Below are 17,916 nucleotides of genomic sequence, written 5' to 3' on the forward strand. Positions count from 1 at the left end.
ATGTACCTCGAGCGCGCCGCAGACCCGGAGGTGCACAGGCCCGAAGCGCTCCACGGCGCGCACGACAGCCTGATCGCCTTGCACGACGACACGACCCAGGGCGCGTATCTCTGCAGCGCGCTCGAGATGGCCCGCGATCTGCTCGCCAGCGGCGCTTTCGCCGACGAGGAGGAGCGCGCGGCGTGGGTCGAGATCGAGGCGAGGGACGCCGGCAAGAGCGAGCGCGCGGGCATCGTGTGCTCGACTGCGCCGCCGAAGGATGCGCCTCCGGCTCCGCCGACGGAGGACGATGCGGATGCCGTCGTGGAGATCCCCGCAAAGGCTCGCGCCGAGGGGCCCGCGCCGTTGCCGAGCCGCGGCGATCCGACATCGTCGGGTCGACCGCGAGGGCGGGTCATCGCCGGTGCGAGCCTCCTGGCGGCCGGGGCCGGGCTGGCCGGAGGCATGGCTGCGAGCCTCGTCGCGCGACGGCAGGCCGACGCGGCGATCGTCGTCCTCGACGGGCAGGCCACAGCGGAGGGCCGCGCGCTCTCGGAGGCAGAGCTGGCGGAGGCGAGGGCCGCCGATCGCAAATATCAAGGGCTCACGATCGCGGCCGGGGTCCTGGGCGCTGTCATGATTGTAAGCGTCCTTACAGGTTTGGCATTGCTGGCCGCACCGCCGAAAAACACTCGCCACGCGCGCCTGCGCGTGCAGCCCGGTACACTCGTTTACTCCTTTTAAAAGACATCGGAAGACGTTTTCATGCTGATCCACCACGTACTCAAGGTCCTGTGCGCCATGCTGGTGCTTGTAGCGTGTTCTTTCCACGCGCCGGCGTGGTACGGCCTCAGCGACGAAGCTCCGCCAGATCTGGGTGGCACGAGCGGTTCGACCAGCGGCACGAGTAACGACGCGCCACCCGACTCGAGCAGCCCCGATCCCGGGAGCAGCACCACCGGCGGGAGCGCGAGTCATGGTGAAGGCTCGAGCTCGGAGGGCGCCGGTGACGACGGCGGCAAGGCGGTGCCGGTCGAGGTCGAGATCTCCTTTTTAAATCCTTCGCCGATGATCGAGGTCGGCGAGGTGCAGGTCTCGGTGTGGACGTCGCGGCCGGTCGCGTCGGTCGACATTTTTAATGGTGACGCGCCGCTGGTGCTCGGAGCGGCGCCGCAAAACCCTGTCCACGTGTTCGAGGTGACGTCCGACGACGTGCCCGGCGACGGCACGCACACGATCCGCGCGGTCGCACACGCGGCCGACGGCGTCAGCGGCGAGGACGTGGAAGCACTGACGATCGACGTCCAGCCCGGAGGGACCGACGTTTGGCCGCCCTACGTGAAGGCCGGGCCGATCAACGGTTTTACAAGTGCGGCGATCCGCGGCAACGGGATCGACGTCGCGGGTTACTTCGAGACGAAGGATGGACTCGAGGCGGTGGCGGTGCGCATCGATGGAACGAAAGGACAGCCGGAGGGCGAGCCGATCGAGCTCGGCTCGGTCGCAGTGACAGGCGGCGGGCGTGGGCCGGCGATCGCGGTCGGTGATGAGGATGACGCGGCGTTCGTGGCGTGGACGATGCCGGACAGCGGGTCGACGCGGTGGGCCATGTCGCGGGTGAAGTTCGGCGAGGGGAAGGAACCGACGACGATCGGGGGGCTCGGGAGCTCGGTCAACGCGATAACCGTCGATGGAGACGTGTTGATCCTCGTCGGCGCGGACGAGGTCAACGCGGGCACGCATGACCTCAAGGTCTGGTGGCTCTCGGCGACGGGCGGGCAGGTGCTGGACGAGCAGACGTTCGCGGCACCAGGTGAAGACGATTTTTTCAACGAGTGGGACGAGGTCGCGCGCGGGGTGGCGATCGTCGACGGCGAGATCGTCGTGGTCGGCGAGCGGCAGATCTTGGGCAACAACAATCAACTTGTCCGGCGGACGATTGTCTTGCAGTATGGCCTGGGCGGTGAACCACTCGCCGAGTGGACCTCCTCGGGCGAGCTGCTGGACGAGGATGCGGGGATGGCCGTCGCGCCGCTGCACGCGGGGGGCTTCGTCGTGACCGGGTGGGGGCGCGACAAGGGGTCGATTCGCCAGGTGCTGACGCGCTGGTTTTCGGCCGAGAACGAGACCGGCACCCTGCGGATCGAGCCTACCCCCTCAAATGACGCAATTGGCTTCGCTATCGGCGAGGACCGCGAGGGCAAGATCGTCATCGCTGGCGCACTCCAGCAGCCGAAGACCGACGCTAACGCCTGGATCTTCGCCATCCCGGGTCCGGTGGGAGTACCGGTGTGGGAGGTGATCCGCAACGGGCCGGGCCAGGGACCCGACGAGGCCGCGGGTCTGGCGCTCGATGCGTGGGGCTACGCGTACGTCGCGGGCAGCGAGTTCGACGAGCTGCAGCCGCGAGCGTTCGCGCTGCGCCTGTACCCGTAGCCCCTCACACGTGGCTACCAAGTCGTGCTTCCTCGCTGTCGCCGTCACTGCGGAACGAACACGTCGCACTGCGACTTGAGCATCATCGCTGCCGCATCGAAGAACGACACGTAGTCCATCGCGCAGGCCGAACCGAACAGCGCGTTCGGCTTCATGAGCTCGGTCCAGGTGCGGAGTTCGTGTTCCACACCTGGATCGTAACCGCATAGCCCATCAGGGTCGTCGACGTCGGTCGAGATCACGAGGAGAACCACCGCGTCGACATCGCCGCCCTTCGCGTCGACCAGCGCGTCTCTCCAGTCCTCCGCGGTGCCCTCGCTGAACTGGTCGTAGGTGTCCTGGATGGCGACGACGAAGAGGAGCGCGTCGGGTCGGAGAAAGCCCTCGTTGCAGCCGCCCGGCGCGTTCATGTCGCCGGCGAGGGCCTTGACGGTCGCCTCCGCGACTTGATCTCCGCCGTTCGTACCCATCGACGCGATGCAAGTGAACGCGCTCTCGAGGTCGGGCTCGTCGCTGGTGATGTAGCGGCGGCCGCTGGTGAGGTCGCAGCGCTGGTTGGTCGCGTTGTCGCCCCGGGGGAAGGTGACGCCGGCGCCCTGGACGGAGTCGCACGGCTCCAGCGCGGCGCTGCAAGGGTAATCGGGCGTCTGGGCGCAGACGTCCTTGCAGCCCGCGCACCACGGCAAGGCCCACGAGCCGAACGTGTTGGTCGAGAGGATGTGATAGTCGAAGTCGGCGAACTGGCTCTCGAGCGTGGCGATGAAGCTCGGGAAGCTCGCCTTGAGCGCGCTCTGCTGGTCCAGCATGGTCGACGCGGAGCTGATCGTGAAGACGATGTCGACCTTGCCCTTGCAGCCAGGGGGCGGGCCGTCGCCGGCGTCGGGGATCTCGCCGAGATCCGGGATGCCGGAACCCGTGCTGGTTGAGCTGGTCGAGGTGCTCGACCCCACCGAGCTGGCCGAGTCCTCGGCCGAGCTGGTCGAGGTTGAGGTGGACGTGTCCGCACTCGTCGAGCTGGTCGCCGGGGGCGCGGTGGTGATGCTCGAGTTAAAACCCAGTTCTTGGCCGTTGTCACCGTGGCAGGCAATCAGGACAAAGGCGGCAAGAGCGGCGGGGCGCACGAGGACGCACAATAGCGCAGGATGCGGAACGTGTCATGAACTGCCGAATAGAGTGTCGTGCATTCAGTAGGCGTCGCTCACGCCGTTGCCGGCGCGTGCCGGGCAACCGGGGCGACCGATCCCGCCGCGAAAGTCGAAGCCCATCACGGCGAAGCACCGGCCGGGCGCAAAGCCCGCTTCAGACCTTCCTCATCTGAAGACCTACCAAGGCACGTCGGCAGGGGAGTCTGCTGACATTGACTCAGCAACTGGGCGCGTGCCAACCTAGAAGTCACCACCCTGAACACGAGCCAACATGTTCCATCTGTCGCTCACCGACCTTAAGCTGTTCAAAACCCTTCAGAGGAGAGCGGAGACAGACCCACGGGCTCTGGCATTCACTGGTGTACTGGTGCCCGTTACTGGAGATGCGGCAGAATACCTGGGTTATGTCACAAAAACATTTCCGACATACACTCGGCACAATATTCAACATTCATGGACGATCTTGGAAAAGATCGCTTGTTTCGTCTCTGAAGAAGCTCTGAAGGAACTCTCCAGCCTGGAGCTCTTTTCACTTATCCTTGCGGCCGTATTCCACGATACGGGAATGGTAGCGAGCACGACTGAGAATATTTCGGCCGACGCAGTTCGAGACCATCATCCGAAGCGTAGCGCTGAAGTACTTCGACAGTACCTCAATGAACGACTAAAAATTATGTCCGAATACACGAACCGCTTGGCATCAAATATTGGTTTCATCATTGAGGCCCACGGTCTCGACTGGAAGGATATGCGTGCTCGAAAAGAGTTCTCAACACCAGACATGCTCGGGAATCAGGTCATGAGGCCGGGTCTTCTCGCCCTATACTTACGCATCGGAGATCTCCTTGATCTCGACTCCGATCGAACATGCGATGTTGTGACTGCTATGATCCCTGAGGTTTTCCAAGATCGCGTCTCCAGACAGCATCATGAGCGCCACAAGTTGGTTTCCAATCACTTTGTGAGTCCTAAGGCAATCCGCGTCCATGTACAGTGTGAGAACGAAGAACAGCACATCATCTGGGAAAAATGGCTCGGCTACCTTCGCCGAGACATCGAGCTTGCAAACACATATGTTTTGATTGACGATTTGGCGGTTTTTCGACTGCCACCTCCAGATTGTAAAATCGAAGCCGCAACCGGGGCGCAGTACTCTCTGGGGGATTAGGATCATGTTTATTCAATCCCTTACTGATGTTAAACTTTTCAAGTCTCTGCAAGCAAGAACGGACCCTGTCTCAACAACGCTTGCGGGCGCATTGATACCTTTACTAAACGATTCAACTCTGTACTGTCAGCAAACCTCGGCTCAGAAACAGCAACACGCATGGCAGATTTTGGAGAGAATATCGCAATTTGCATCATCGACCGTAATTTCCCAATTATCAAGCCTTGAAATCTTCATTTTAATTCTGTCTGCGTCTCTTCACGAGAGAGAAGGAACTGGACAAGACGGCTGCGCAGCGACTCCAGATGGGGCACAGGATTTAGCCGGCGATCTAAAGACGCGGCTAGCATTCATGGCGCAACATGCGAGTCGGATTGCGACTACGGTCCAAGCGGTCGTTCACGCTCACGGCCTCGATTGGGACGAGAATCGATCAAACAAGCGATTTCTTACGCCGGATATGATTGGGGATCAGAAGGTACGCGTACATGTGCTGGTCACATATCTGAGGATCGCCGATCTTCTCGACCTCGAGTCCGATAGATCCTGCAAACTGGCGCGACGATGTATGACTGTCTCTGCAAGACCAGATCATTGCATGCAGGGTCTTGGAGGGTCGGCCTCCAGCCGAATTATTAATCAATACGTTGATCCAGAGATCATTCGGGTCGTTGTCGAAAATGATTCTAGAGTTGAATATCATCGATGGCACCAGTGGCTATCTCATCTTCGGCAAGAGATCGAGCGTGCCAATACATATATGTTCGTAGGGGATTTCCAGGATTTTCGGCTTCCGCCGCCGGACGAGGTTAAGGTTCTGCGATCTTCGCAGGCTACCTATGAGGTTTGGGGACTAAAGTTCGAAATTGATCAGACAGGAAGAATTTGGGATCTCATTTCGAGATCTGTATACACGGGCAGATGGGATTTTATAAGAGAATTGCTACAGAACGCAATTGATGCGACGGCGCTGCGTCTATTCTTGGATTCGGGGGCTTCTGTGGCTTTCGAGTCCCCTCGGGGGTGGAAGCCATCGGCGTCTTATACCCCGCGGGTCACGATCACTAGCAGCGCAAACGGGATGAGCTTGGCAATATTTGACAATGGTATCGGGATGACTCGCTCGGATTTAGAAAACTTTCTCTTCACTGTGGCGGATTCAGGATATTCTAAACGGCCAACAGGCCGATCTTTTCGCTTTCACTCTATCGCTCGGTTCGGGATCGGATTTATCTCCATACTTACACGGGCGAGGACTGTCTTGATTAGGACTCGCCCTCATGATGGAAGCGATCTCGGGAGGCGCGTGTTCTTGGAGGCAGGTTCGAGAGAGGCTTATGCAGAGATTGACGCGGAGGCTCCGATTGGCACATCGATTAGTCTCACTCTTAAAGATCCAATCTCTTTTCATGAGCTAGAGACCTACTTCAAGCGCGAATTCCGATTTGTTTCAGCCCCGGTAAGATGGATTAGTTGGGATGCCGTGAGCGCTGGTGTCAAGTTCGCACGGTCCATTGAAGTTGAAATAAACCCCCGACTGGAGCACGACCTCACTAAGGTAGTAGGCACCACGGGCGATCAGGCTATTATCGAAAAAATGCTCCACGAATTTACTGAAGTACACCAGACTGTCCTGGAACGACTTCGTCGAACGACCCCAAACAGAAGGGCCCCTCGTTGGCCTGCATATGACGTCCCACTCCTCTTTCCGAGCGGGACCGCCCTGCCGGGCGCCCTCGTCGTTGTTCTCGACGAATACTTTAACATCTCGCAGATTCACCAGGCATCTCATTTCTCGGGGTCTAAGAAGCGACTCATCGTTTGGGTTCCATGTCACCTTGTCGATTTGAATGCAGGAATAGAATGGAGCTCCATGCACGGTTTTCTGGTCGAGAACGGCCATGCCGTTACGTCAATTACATCAGCGCCAAAGGCTCACGAAGTTCTCGGAGACGAACTCTATAACGAGGACTTGGCCCTCCAGAATCGACTTATGCAAGAACGGGATCTTTACGCTTTGGAAGATGAGGATGGATCCTCCGATGCGGCTACAGCCACATCGCTGACCATGGGGGAAGATCAGATCACTATCGCCTCGTTAGAAGGGGGGGAAGTATTTGAGAGCAGAGATATGTTTAGTGGCCTTGAGGCAAAGATGGTAATGCGCTCGGCAATGAGTGGATTGCGAAAGAAGGGTGGGGCAAAGGATGTTCGCTTGGAATCCTTGTTTAATCAATTAGTGACCGCCCTTCAGAGTTTGGATAATAGTGCTTTCCAGGATGGTGTTCGGCTTCCTATTGCTGCAAATCATGTGGCGCCAATAGGGGCGTGTCGGGCACTCATGAATCTTTCTGCGGTTTCTCGCCTACCCCTGAATGCTTCTAGATCATCCATTGACGAATCTCCTACGCTTTTGAACCAATGGGCGGGAGCAGGAGGGCGGTATGTGCAAGGTCGAATTTTGGAAGAGATTGAGCGGGTGTTGCGACACCTCGGGATTGTCTGGGAGGAAGCCGGAATAATCCGCGCAGGCGTCTTTTCATCGGTTACCTCAGAGCTCGAGCGTCATACAAGGCGAACTATTCGACATGCGATCAATGATATCCGCTCCCGCCTTAATGAAGAGGCGTGAGCTTTCGTAAAGCGGAACGTCTTCATGCGTGAGGTCGCCGGGGCGTTCGGGGCGTTTTCTGTTCTGATCGTCCTGTCGTTGTGCCTCGGGTGGTGGCAGCGCCGCCTGCTCGGCGCGCAGCTCGGGGCCGGGGAGCAGGCAGGCTCGGCGCTGCCAGGGGCGGCGCTCGACAGGTAGTGGACTGAAGACAGCGTCCCCGTCCAGGTGCGCGAGGTCGGGACGCGCAACGCCGATCGGGCCACCGGGGAGACCACCAGCGAGGTCCCCACCGGGGAGACCACCAGCGAGTACACCATCGAGATCCCCGAGAAACCCGACGCGCGTCCTTCGAGTCGAAGGCGAGCCTCGTGCGGCGTCGGTCTCGACCCCGCGGCGAGTCCACCCCACGCGACGTCACACTCATGCGAACTCTGAACAAAAGGACAAGCGCGCTGGCGCTTTCACTGGTGCTATTGCTTGGCTGCACCGGCGGACCCCCGGCCGCCGACACTGCCTCGACCGGCGAGGATTCGACCGGTACTTCCGACATCAGCTCGGGCGTCACTTCGAGCCCGACCACGAGCAGCGGCGGGGAGGACACCGACGACGAGAGCACCACCGGCGGACCCCCGATCTGTCCCCCCGGCTCTCACGCCGCCGAGAGCGGCGAATGTGAGGCCGAACTGACGGGATGGACCGCCGCGGGCGAGCTGCTCAAGGCGCGCGACCACCACGTGACGTTCGTCGCCGAGACCCCGGCCGGAGTCTTTCTCTACGTCGCCGGAGGCACCGATGGGGTGGCGGTGCTGAAGAGCATCGAGCGCGCGAAGATCGGCGCCGACGGGGTCCTCGGGCCATTCGGGGCCGCCGGAGAGCTGCCGGAGGGGCTGATCGGTGCAGGTCTCGCCCAGGTCGGGCGCGTCGTCGTCGTCGCGGGCGGCCTCGGTGTGGACAACAACTCGCAGACGGTCGCCTTTGTCGGCGTGATCGCCGACGACGGCGGCGTGACGTTCACGTCGGGTCCTTCGTTGCTGCGCTCGCGCTATCACCTGACCCTGACGGCGCACGGCGGTTACGTGTACGCGATCGGCGGCCTCGAGCAGAACGTCGATGTTCAGCCGCCGGCCCAGGCGGCCGTCGCGGACGTCGAGCGGGCTCCCCTGACGGACGGCGAGCTCGGCCCCTTCGAGGCCCTGCAGCCGCTGCCCGATCCGCTGACGCATCACGCAGCGGTCGTGCACGACGACACTCTGTACCTCGTCGGCGGGATCTCCGGCACGAGCGTGCGCACCGAGATCATCGGGGCCGAGCTCGCCGGCGGCGAGCTCGGGTCGTGGGCGCTGGCCGGGTACCTCCCCGAGGCCAGGGCGACCGCGGCGGCCACCGTGTTTCTCGACGAGCTCTACGTGATCGCCGGCGCCACGAAGACGCAGGGCGGAGAGGTCGACACGGTGCTGCGGGCCCCGTTCGCCGACAACGGCGCGGTCGAGGCCTTCGAGGAGCTGCCGGCGCTGTCGCTCACGCGCGCGCACGCCCACCAGGCGCCGCTCCACGCCGGCGCCCTCTACTCGGCCGGCGGCTCGATCGACCACGTGCCGCAGAGCGAAGTGCTGCTCGGCCGCCTCGAGTGAGCGTGTATCTGCTGGCGTGAATACGACCGAGGGAGAGCGGGCCACGGATTCGTGGGTGGACAGGGGACGCGGGCGCGCCTCGTCGATTCGCGGCGATCTGCAGCAGCGACACCGCCGGGCCCTGGGTGGCGATGAATCGCTCGCCGCTGGTCTCGGGGGCGGTCATGGCCCGCAGGGGGAGGTCGGCGGCGGCGGCGTCGGCCGCTGCGTCGTCGCCGGGTGGTACCATGACGCGCGGAGGGGCCAGTGCAGCGGGCGACGGCGGGCGAACGGAGGACCAGGAGTGCAGGCGTCCGGTAGGGCGGCGGTCGGGTCGCTCTGGAGCTCGGGCCTCCTTGCGGTCGCGCTGAACGGCGGCTGTGAGCGCGCACATGGCGAAGCGCCGGCTCCGGGGCATGTGGCCGAGCCGTCGACGAAGGCGGGCCCTGACGAGCTCGCGCCCGATGGCGACCCGTGTGCACAGGGGGATGGAGGCGCGTGCGCGAGGGCGGCGTTGCGGCGCCAGCACGGCGATCGGGCGAAGCTCGATGTCGCGGAGGCCCTGTCGCTGCACCGACGCGCGTGCGACCTCGGGTATGCGCGCAGCTGCGTCCACGCTGCCACGTGGACGCTGCGACAGCGACTCTACAGCGACGAGACCGCGAGCGCTCTGGCGGCCATGACGGCGGGCTGTCAGGACGGGCTCCCGACCGCGTGCATCTTCCTGCTCCAGCTGAAGCACGGGACGATCGTGTTCCGCGAGGCTCTGCGGGACGCGAGCATCACCGTGGACGCGCAGGCTCTCGCGTCGGCATGTGGGGGAGGAGACGACGACGCATGCGCGGCCGGGTTGGAGACGATCGAGATTTGTGGCGCGCAGGAGTCCTGGGCGTGCAAGGTGATGGACCTGCGGCCTTCTCGCGAGACATCGCTCAATGGCGAGATCATGGCCGGTGCGGCGCGGCCGTTCACGGAGGCGCTGCGCGAGCGATGCGGAGAGGGCCGACCGCGGCCGTGCGCGTTGCTGGCCGCCTGGGGACCCGCGGGGGACGCGGAGCGGCTGCACGGGGATGCATGTGCATGGGGATATGCTCCGAGTTGCTTGATTCGCGCGGACGCGCTGACCGGAGAGGGGACGGCCGCCGAGCGCGAGGCCCTGCTGAAGCGCGCGTGCGATGCCGGGCTGCTGCGCGGCTGCTCCGGGCTGCTGCGCGAGGAGATTCGTCGCGCGGGGGAGACCGTGGAGCGCTGGCGCGACGGGTGCGAGCTGGGAGACGCCGCGCTGTGCACGGCGTACGCCCGCGCGACGGCCACGAGCGGTGCGCCTGACGAGGCGCGAGCGCTGTACGAGCGCGCGTGCGACCTCGGAGACGCCGAGGGTTGCGACGCCGCCGGGCTCCTCGGCATGCCGGCGAGCATCGACGACGACGCCGAGCTGCTCCGACGCAAGGGCTGGTTCCACCGGGCCTGCGCCCTGCGCCACGCTCCGAGCTGCGAGCGAGTCGAGGCGCTCGACCGAGACCGAGCCCTGGGCGCAGAGCTCACGGCATGCCGAGGGGGACAGCTCGATCGATGCTCCCTCGCCGTCGGAGCCCTGGCGAGGCACGACCCGAAAGCGGCGAGCGAGCTCGTCGGGGTCGTCTTGAAGCGATCCGAAGCGGCTTGCCGAAGCTCCTCGGAGGCGTGCGACGCGATCCAGGAGATACACTCGTTCACCGGCTGCGGTGATTATGGTGTAGAGCGGTGCGAGAACCGCACCTCGGCCGAGATGGGCCAGCGGAGGAAGGCCCGGGCGCTCGACGCTCGCTATCACTATCTCCTCCTCGCAGAGTGCGACCGCGGCGTCGCGTCGTCGTGTCGAACGCTCGGGAGCATCGTGACCGGGAGCTCGCCCGAGCGCGCGGAGAAGCTGTTCCTCCGCGCATGCGAGCTGGGAGATGCGAGCAGCTGCGGTCAAGTCTTCTCTGTGGGCTCGAACTATCGAGATATGGGCAAAGAGGAGATCTACGAGTACCTGCAGATGGCCTGCACCGGCGGTGATCACGTCTCGTGCCTCGGTGTGTCCAAATATTGGTCTGCTCGGGATCCTCGGCTGTCGGAGTCGCTCCGGAGCCGCGCGCGCGAGCTCCTCGAACAGGGATGTCCGATCGGACAGCCCCCCGGCGGCTGGTGTTCGGGTGATGCAATCCTCGAGTCGCTCGCAGAGCTGGGCATGTACGCATTCGTCGTCGACGCGCTGCGTCAGGCGTGCCCCCGAGCGGATGATCGGTCGAGCTGCAGCAGCCTCGTCGACGTGCTCGGCGCTCCCCGTGACTCGTGGACCTGACCGCCCGAAGCGCTGCCTGAATGTCGAGATGATGGTGTCTCACACGACATTGCCAGGTCGGGTGGGTGTCGGCGGCCAAGGCGGGCGAGCGGGGGGCGAAGGGAGTCGCCTCCATGCTGCTCGATTCTGTTCTGATCGTCCTGTCGCTGGGCCTCGGGTGGTGGCAGCGCCGCCTGCTCGGCGCGCAGTCGGGGCCGGGGAGCGGGCGGCGGTCGACAGGTAGCGGACTCAAGATAGACCCCGTCGATGCACGAGGGCTGGTGCGCGCGTGCCGACCTGGCTTTCGTTCGCGTGGCGAGGCTCGCGCTGTCGCGTCTCGTCGCGAGTGGTTTTAAACTGAGGGGACATTTCCCCCTGGAATGAGAGAATGGCATCGTCTGCGCCGTCGATTCGCCCCGGGCCCGTGCATGCGCGCGTCTTTCCGTGCGCTTGCGAGATCGGCGAGCGGTCGAGGTTGCTCGTGACGGCGGCCATCGGGCTCGCCTTGCTGGCGTTCGTGGCCCGTTCGCCGGGCGTGCTCGGGCTGCTGGCGGCGGCGAGCACGGCGTTGGCCCTGCGCGCGGCGCTGGGGGCGACGATTCGAGCGCGACGGGCGGAGGCGGAGCGCGAGGTGTTCGCGGACGAGGCGAGGCGCTGGCGCGGGGTCGTCGAGGTCGCCGAGCAGGCGATGGCGACCGTGACGCGCGGCGGGATCGTGACGAGCTGGAACCCCGCGGCCGAGCGCCTCTACGGCTGGCTTCGGCACGAGATCGCGGGGCGTTCGCTGCTCGAGGTCGTCGACCCCGGGCGACGCGCCGAGGTGACGGCGAGGCTGACGCGCTGCGCGGGTCGCGAGGGCGGGACGTTCGAGTCCGTCGGGCTGCACCGGGACGGGACGCGCGTCGAGGTCGCCGTGACGATCGCGCCGATCGTCAGCGGGCGCGGGCAGTGGGTCGTGGCGGCGGTGCTGTGGCGCGACGTGCGGGAGACGAAGACCCTGCGGGCGATGTGCCGACAGCTCGAGCGGGACTACGACGATCTGGTCGAGCACGCCGACGACGGGGTGTTCCTCACCGACCACGAGGGTCGGCTGGTGCGCGTCAATCAGGCCGGGTGTCGCCAGCTCGGGGTCTCGCGCGACGAGCTGGTCGGTCGACCGCTGACCGGGTTCGTGGCGGGGGAGCAGGCGCAGCGGCTGGCGGAGATCCGCGCCGCGCTGGTGCCGGGGGTGCCGCGGGTCTGCGAGGTCCCGCTGCGGCGGCGCGACGGCGGCCTGCTCGAGGCCGAGGTGCGGACGGTCCTGCTCGGCGACGGGCGGGTGCAGAGCTTCGTCCGCGACCTCGAGCTGCGCAGGGCGGTCCACGCCGAGCTCGTACAGGCCCACGCCGCCGAGCGCGGCCTGCGGGTCCAGCTGCAGTCGTTGTCGCAGGCGACCTCCGCCATCACCGACGCGGTCGCGCGGATCCCCGAGACCGACCTCGACGCCGTCCTCATGGTCGTCGTGTTGCAGGCGCAGACGCTGACGAACGCCCGCTACGCCGCCCTGGGCCTCGGCACCGACCCGACCCGGCCGTTCGAGCGGTGGGTCTACGCCGGCATGACCTCCGCGCAGGCCGAGGCCATCGGTCGCGGGCCGCGTCCGGTGGGGCTGCTCGGGGCGGTCGCGGTCGGGGCGCGCGCGGTGCGGCTGCGCGACATGGCGGACAGCCCCGAGCACATCGGCTTCCCGCCGAATCACCCGCCGATGCACGGCTTCCTCGGCGTGCCGATCCTCTACGAGGGGCGCAGCCGCGGCAACCTCTACCTGGCCGACAAGCTCGACGGCGGCGAGTTCACGGCCGCGGACCAGCAGGCGCTCGAGACGCTGGCGGCGCGCGCCGGGGCGGCGCTCGAGATGGCCCGGCTGTACCACGAGGAGGCGCTGGCGACGTCGTGGTTGCGCGGGGCGATCGACGGCATCCCCGAGGCCGTGATCCTCGTCGACGCCGGCGGGGAGGTCTCGCTCAACGCGGCCGCGCGCGAGCTGCTGCCGGAGGACCAGAAGGGCGAGGGCGGCCTGGCCGCGGTGTCGCGGCTGCTGCTGTACGAGACGAGCGGGGCGCCGCTGGGCGAGGCCGACCTGCCGCTGACCCGGGCGCTGCGCGAGGGGGTGACGACGATCGGCCTCGAGTGCTCGTCGCGCGACCACAAGGGCCAGCCGGTCCCGCTGCTGGCCAGCGCGTCGCCGCTGCGCGACGACAGCGGCCGTCCGGTCGGGGCGGTATGTGTCCTTCGGGACATCTCGTCGCTCAAGGAGATCGAGCGGCTGCGCGAGCAATGGACGGCGGTGATCGCCCACGAGCTGCGGCAGCCGGTGCAGATGATCCACGCGTGCGCGCGGACCATCGAGCACGCGCGGGTCGGCGAGCGCGATCCGCTGACTGCGAAGTCGGTGGGGCGGATCCTCGGCGCCGCGAACCGCCTCGAGCGGATGATCAAGGACCTCCTCGACGCGGCGCGGATCGAGGCGCGGCAATTGTCGCTGCAGCACGAGTCGCTCGACCTCGGCGAGCTGCTCGCCGAGGTGATCGGACGGATCGGCCACACCACCGACCGCGTGCTGCGGCTCGAGCTGCCGCCGCAGCTGCCGCGGGTCTGCGGCGACAGCGGACGCATCGAGCAGATCGTCGAGAACCTGCTGACCAACGCGCTCAAGTACGGCGACCCGGGGGCGCCGATCGTGGTCGACGCGCGGCCGCGCGAGCGCGACGTGCTGGTGTCGACCACCAACCAGGGGCACGGCCTGGCGCCCGCCGAGGTCGACTGTCTGTTCAAGCGCTTCTACCGCTCGCGCGCGGTCGGGTCGATCGAGGGCCTGGGCCTCGGCCTCTACATCGCGCACGGCCTCGTCGAGGCCCACGGCGGGCGGATCTGGGTCGAGAGCGGCGACGGGGGGACGAGCTTCCGCTTCACCCTGCCGATCGAGCCGCCGGCCGCGAGCCAGTGAGCAGGCGGTCCGAAGCGGGCCGCGAGGGCCGGGACAACTTCGAGGCGGAGCTCGCGAGCGAGCCGCCGGCTGCGTCAGAAGCGGGCCGCGAGGGCGAGGCCGAGGTGGCCGCGCGCGAGGGCCGGGACCACCGTGAGGCGGAGCTCGCGGTCGGGCGCGTACTTGCGGTAGGTGAGGCCGTAGACGAGCAGGCTCGAGCCGGCGACCACGCTCGACAGGCCGACCTGCAGCAAGATCCACGGCGTGGTCGAACCGCGCGAGGCCTCGGCGAACTGCCAGGCGAGCCCGGACGCCATCAGGACGAGGCCGCTCGCGGTGGCCAGGCCGCCGAAGGAGATCCACGGCGAGGCCGCCGCGCGCGAGCGGCCGCGGGCGCCGCGGACACGGCCGTGCAGGCCGGCGCCGACGGTCAAGAGGCCCAGGCTGGCGGTGTTGAGCGCGACCGCGGCGAGGCTGGTCGCGGGCAGGCGCGGGGGGCAGGCCTCGCAGCGCTCCAGCGCGGCCAGCTGGTGCGCGCCGGCGAGGCCGAAGCCGAGGCCGGCGACGCCAGCCAGCCCGCCCGCCGCCAGCCAGGCGACGCCCTCGGTGCGCCGCGGCACCTCGACGAACGGCGAGGCTGGCGCGATCGGCTCGATCCGCGGGGTCGTGGCCAGGAACAGTGCGAGCGCGAGCGACATGGACGTGGACCGCGAGCGGACGGCCGGGCGACCGCAGGACCGCGGGGCCGTCCCTGTTCATGCCACGCGTCGCCGGGCGGGCCATCCTCCGTCAGGCGGCTTCAGCAGGCGGCGAGCGCCGCGCCGAGCAGGTGGCCCATATCACGAGTCCAAAAGGACATGTCGTAAAATTTATGTTCAAAAGGACATTCTCTAATAAACATGTCGTAAAGGACATTTAGTAAAAGAGCATCGAATCAGACTGGCGCGTCGTCGCCCGGGTCGAGCAGCTCGGGGCGCGTGAGCAGCTCCTCCATGCGCGTCGACAGGCGGGCCGCCTGCACGCCGTCGAGGACGCGGTGGTCGAGGGTCGCGTGCAGCGGGAGCACCGGGCGGACCTCGACGCGGGCGACGCCGTCGACCTCGACCACCCACGGGCGCGGCTTCACGGCGCCGATCAGCAGCAGGATCGGCCAGTGCGCCGGGGGGAACAGGGGGGCGTGGGCCCAGCGGACGCCGAACATGCCGAGGTTGGAGACCGCGGCCGAGCCGAACGCGTCGCGCGGCAGCCCGGGGACGCGCAGGTTGAGGCGGTACTGCACGACGTCCAGCGCGACCTGGAGCGGCCGCAGCAGGGCGGGCGGGAGCGCGGCCAGGCGCCGGCGCAGCGCCCCCAGCTGCGGGTCGCGGTCGCGGCGGATCTGCGTCAGCCGCTCGCCGAACTCGCGGGCGATCGCGGCGAGCGACTTGCGATCGGCGGCGCGGATGACCAGGCCGGACAGGTCGCACGCGCCGGCTCGCGCCTCCGTCAACGCGACCTGAAAGAAAACGTCGACCTGCTCGCGCGCGTGGAGCCGGCCGCGACGGGCCAGCATGTGGAGCTCGGGCCGCTCGGCCAGGACGACGGCGAGCGCCCGGCCGACCAGGTGGGTGAGGGTCGCGCGCTCGCCGGTGCGCGCGTGCAGGGCCTCGAGGTGAGCGAGCGCGGCGGTGGCGTCGACCTCGAGGGTGCCGTGAATCGACGGGTCGCGTGGGTCGTCCCACGCGGCCAGAGCGAGGCGACGGAAGGTCGAGAGGTCGCCGGCGGGTCTGGCCTTGAAGTTGCGCATGACCTCGAATTGCAGGGAGTCGCGGCGTCGGGCCGCGCGACGCGTGCGAGGCGGCTGGCGATGCTTCCGCGCTGCGGCACGGCGCGGGATGGGCTCGCGAGCGGTGGCGGCGCACGGGGCCATGGCGGCCTCTTCGTCGGCGTCTCGGCGAGCGAGGCGGCGCCCTCGACCGGAGCCCGGCGAGGGGGGATCGAGCTCGGGCAGCGCCGGGCCGATCGGACTTGTCCAGCGATTCGAGCGAGCGACGGTCGCATGAATCCGCTGCGGTCGTCGCGGTCGGATCATTGGCCAATCGGCGGACTCGGGTGATTGCCGGCCACGCCTATGCGAGCCGCCAAGGCCGTCCGCTTGCGCGAAGGCCGTTCTCGCCCACGAAGGTCGAGGGAGTGAGAGCTATGATGCGAAAGATCCTCGGATTCGTGGCGCTCGGCGCCTTCCTCGCCGGCGCCTGCAGCGAAGAAGAAAACAAGCCGGGCGCGACCCTCACGGAGATCAAGGCCGGCTGCAAGGCGTACTGCGCCACGGCCAGCGAGTGCAACAAGGCGGTCCGCCCCGAAGCGTGCGAGAAGCGGTGCCAGAACCGGCTGGGTCGCTGCCGGGCCAACGAACAGGCCGACACCCTCACCGACCTCAAGTCGTGCGCCGGCGACAAGTGCGGTGATTTCGCGGTGTGTGCCGTCGGCGCGGGGCTCGAGTGCACCTTCGGCCTGTAGCGCGCGGACTGCCGTGAATCGAAGGGCCGCGCGCCGGCTCGCGGTCGTCACTTCACGTCGACGGCGTCGAGTCGGATGAGGCGCTCGGCGGTCGCGGTGATCGCGTCTTGCTAGCTGCGCGGCTGCCAGCCGAGCAGGCGCTTGGCGCTGGTCGCGTCGCGGGCCTTGCCGAGCAGCGGGACGAGGTCGCGGATCTCGACGTTGAACAGGCCGATCAGCTTGACGACGAAGTCCGGCAGCTTGCGCGTCGGGATCTTGCGAGCGCGCTCGCCGGGGCGCTCGCGCAGGGTCGCGGCGATCTGCAGCAGCGACACCGCCGGGCCTGGGTGGCGATGAAGCGCTCACCGCTGGCCTCGGGGGCGGTCATGGCCTGCAGGTGGAGGTCGGCGACGTCGCGCACGTCGACGATGCCGAACCACAGTTCGGGGCAGGCCGGCATGCTGCCGTCGAGCAGGCGCTTTATGAAGTCGAGCGACGTGTCGCCGCGCATCGAGCTCATGCGCGAGACTGGACCATCCGTCGATCCAAGCTCCGCGGCCTGCGGCCGCCGAGCCGTCGATACGAGCCGAGCCGCGATGTCCACGCAGGTCGTAGGTACCATGCGCCACACCGCGCGTGGAGCGGGCAGCGGCGATCATGTAGAGTCGACGAGGGCCGACGCCAGATCCACCAAACGGCGGACGTCGGGCCAGATCCGGGGGAACCATGAGGAGTACTTATCGGGGAGGGTGGAAACCAGATCTCCCAGAGCCGTCGCAGCAATCGTCGTCGTCCTCTCAGACCCTGCCGACCCCGCCGACCCCGCCGTCGCAGCATACGACGACGTCGACGCATACGACGACGTCGACGCATCCGACATCGGAGCATACGACGACGTCGACGCATCCGTCGTCGGAGCATACGACGACGTCGACGCATCCGTCGTCGGAGCATACGACGACGTCGACGCATCCGTCGTCGCAGCATACGTCGTCGTCGCAGCATACGACGACGTCGCAGCATACGTGGTCGTCGGCGTCACGGCATGAGCACCCCGGGTCCACGGAGCCCAGGCCATCACTCCTCGGCCTCGGGCGCGGGGCCACGGCATCGACCCTCCCGAGCTCCCTCATCGGCCCACCGTCGCAAGCCGCTTCGCTGTCGTCGCAAGGCGCTCCGCTGTCGCTTTTCGCGCCGGCGAAACCTTCCTCGGCCGGCG

The 17,916-nt window shown here is 66.7% G+C and carries 15 protein-coding genes; 11 read left to right on the top strand and 4 right to left on the bottom strand.

All coding sequences use genetic code 11. The features are described 5' to 3' along the window. Complete coding sequence (locus O0S08_RS02880; RefSeq protein WP_269037413.1) at positions 1-723, top strand: hypothetical protein; 723 nt, start codon at positions 1-3, stop codon at positions 721-723. Positions 724-744: 21 nt separating this feature from the next. Then, positions 745-2,415 (top strand): hypothetical protein, encoded by a 1,671-nt coding sequence (locus O0S08_RS02885; RefSeq protein WP_269037414.1) that lies wholly within the window; start codon positions 745-747, stop codon positions 2,413-2,415. Between the two features lie 44 nt (positions 2,416-2,459). Here O0S08_RS02885 and O0S08_RS02890 read toward each other — a convergent pair whose 3' ends face one another. Continuing rightward, positions 2,460-3,221 carry a hypothetical protein gene (locus O0S08_RS02890; protein WP_269037415.1) on the bottom strand — a complete coding sequence of 254 codons (762 nt, stop codon included), beginning with the start codon at positions 3,219-3,221 and terminating at the stop codon, positions 2,460-2,462. On the opposite strand from O0S08_RS02890, the gene O0S08_RS02895 reads away from it, so the two are divergent. The 7 genes from O0S08_RS02895 to O0S08_RS02925 all read left to right on the top strand — a co-directional run bounded on the left by O0S08_RS02895 (position 3,220) and on the right by O0S08_RS02925 (position 14,240). Then, on the top strand, positions 3,220-3,606 hold the full coding sequence (locus O0S08_RS02895; protein ID WP_269037416.1) for a hypothetical protein: 387 nt from the start codon (positions 3,220-3,222) through the stop codon (positions 3,604-3,606). The two genes, O0S08_RS02890 and O0S08_RS02895, sit on opposite strands and share 2 nt — an antisense overlap. Before the next feature lie 225 nt (positions 3,607-3,831). After that, complete coding sequence (locus O0S08_RS02900) at positions 3,832-4,728, top strand: HD domain-containing protein (RefSeq protein WP_269037417.1); 897 nt, start codon at positions 3,832-3,834, stop codon at positions 4,726-4,728. A gap of 4 nt (positions 4,729-4,732) precedes the next feature. Next, positions 4,733-7,360 (top strand): HD domain-containing protein, encoded by a 2,628-nt coding sequence (locus O0S08_RS02905; protein WP_269037418.1) that lies wholly within the window; start codon positions 4,733-4,735, stop codon positions 7,358-7,360. A gap of 24 nt (positions 7,361-7,384) precedes the next feature. Then, complete coding sequence (locus tag O0S08_RS02910) at positions 7,385-7,537, top strand: hypothetical protein (protein ID WP_269037419.1); 153 nt, start codon at positions 7,385-7,387, stop codon at positions 7,535-7,537. A 269-nt stretch (positions 7,538-7,806) separates the two neighbouring features. Beyond that, entirely contained in the window at positions 7,807-8,970 is a 1,164-nt protein-coding gene (locus O0S08_RS02915; protein ID WP_269037420.1) for a Kelch repeat-containing protein, read from the top strand. 1,219 nt (positions 8,971-10,189) lie between these two features. Then, positions 10,190-11,275 carry an SEL1-like repeat protein gene (locus tag O0S08_RS02920; RefSeq protein WP_269037421.1) on the top strand — a complete coding sequence of 362 codons (1,086 nt, stop codon included), beginning with the start codon at positions 10,190-10,192 and terminating at the stop codon, positions 11,273-11,275. A 460-nt stretch (positions 11,276-11,735) separates the two neighbouring features. Then, on the top strand, positions 11,736-14,240 hold the full coding sequence (locus tag O0S08_RS02925) for a PAS domain-containing sensor histidine kinase (protein ID WP_269037422.1): 2,505 nt from the start codon (positions 11,736-11,738) through the stop codon (positions 14,238-14,240). Positions 14,241-14,314: 74 nt separating this feature from the next. On the opposite strand, the gene O0S08_RS02930 is transcribed toward O0S08_RS02925, so the two are convergent. Both O0S08_RS02930 and O0S08_RS02935 read right to left on the bottom strand, forming a co-directional pair. Continuing rightward, on the bottom strand, positions 14,315-14,917 hold the full coding sequence (locus O0S08_RS02930) for a hypothetical protein (RefSeq protein ID WP_269037423.1): 603 nt from the start codon (positions 14,915-14,917) through the stop codon (positions 14,315-14,317). Positions 14,918-15,153: 236 nt separating this feature from the next. Then, positions 15,154-16,005: a 2-oxo acid dehydrogenase subunit E2 gene (locus tag O0S08_RS02935; protein ID WP_269037424.1), complete on the bottom strand. Its 852-nt coding sequence runs from the start codon at positions 16,003-16,005 to the stop codon at positions 15,154-15,156. 395 nt (positions 16,006-16,400) lie between these two features. Between O0S08_RS02935 and O0S08_RS02940 the strand changes: the two genes are divergently transcribed. Further along, positions 16,401-16,718: a hypothetical protein gene (locus O0S08_RS02940; RefSeq protein ID WP_269037425.1), complete on the top strand. Its 318-nt coding sequence runs from the start codon at positions 16,401-16,403 to the stop codon at positions 16,716-16,718. A 110-nt stretch (positions 16,719-16,828) separates the two neighbouring features. Here O0S08_RS02940 and O0S08_RS02945 read toward each other — a convergent pair whose 3' ends face one another. Then, positions 16,829-17,032: a hypothetical protein gene (locus tag O0S08_RS02945; protein WP_269037426.1), complete on the bottom strand. Its 204-nt coding sequence runs from the start codon at positions 17,030-17,032 to the stop codon at positions 16,829-16,831. Between the two features lie 285 nt (positions 17,033-17,317). Here O0S08_RS02945 and O0S08_RS02950 point away from each other — a divergent pair, with 285 nt between their 5' ends. Beyond that, complete coding sequence (locus O0S08_RS02950; RefSeq protein ID WP_269037427.1) at positions 17,318-17,746, top strand: hypothetical protein; 429 nt, start codon at positions 17,318-17,320, stop codon at positions 17,744-17,746. Positions 17,747-17,916 lie beyond the last annotated feature (170 nt).

This window comes from Nannocystis punicea (assembly GCF_026965555.1).
Taxonomy (GTDB): domain Bacteria; phylum Myxococcota_A; class Polyangia; order Nannocystales; family Nannocystaceae; genus Nannocystis; species Nannocystis punicea.

Bases quoted from the DNA above. Each gene is read 5' to 3' on its own strand.
- O0S08_RS02935 (WP_269037424.1), bottom strand. From the start codon at position 16,005: ATGCGCAACTTCAAGGCCAGACCCGCCGGCGACCTCTCGACCTTCCGT.
- O0S08_RS02890 (WP_269037415.1), bottom strand. From the start codon at position 3,221: ATGCTGGACCAGCAGAGCGCGCTCAAGGCGAGCTTCCCGAGCTTCATC.
- O0S08_RS02930 (WP_269037423.1), bottom strand. From the start codon at position 14,917: ATGTCGCTCGCGCTCGCACTGTTCCTGGCCACGACCCCGCGGATCGAG.
- O0S08_RS02905 (WP_269037418.1), top strand. From the start codon at position 4,733: ATGTTTATTCAATCCCTTACTGATGTTAAACTTTTCAAGTCTCTGCAA.
- O0S08_RS02880 (WP_269037413.1), top strand. From the start codon at position 1: ATGTACCTCGAGCGCGCCGCAGACCCGGAGGTGCACAGGCCCGAAGCG.
- O0S08_RS02895 (WP_269037416.1), top strand. From the start codon at position 3,220: ATGGTCGACGCGGAGCTGATCGTGAAGACGATGTCGACCTTGCCCTTG.
- O0S08_RS02950 (WP_269037427.1), top strand. From the start codon at position 17,318: ATGCGCCACACCGCGCGTGGAGCGGGCAGCGGCGATCATGTAGAGTCG.
- O0S08_RS02910 (WP_269037419.1), top strand. From the start codon at position 7,385: ATGCGTGAGGTCGCCGGGGCGTTCGGGGCGTTTTCTGTTCTGATCGTC.
- O0S08_RS02885 (WP_269037414.1), top strand. From the start codon at position 745: ATGCTGATCCACCACGTACTCAAGGTCCTGTGCGCCATGCTGGTGCTT.
- O0S08_RS02900 (WP_269037417.1), top strand. From the start codon at position 3,832: ATGTTCCATCTGTCGCTCACCGACCTTAAGCTGTTCAAAACCCTTCAG.
- O0S08_RS02940 (WP_269037425.1), top strand. From the start codon at position 16,401: ATGATGCGAAAGATCCTCGGATTCGTGGCGCTCGGCGCCTTCCTCGCC.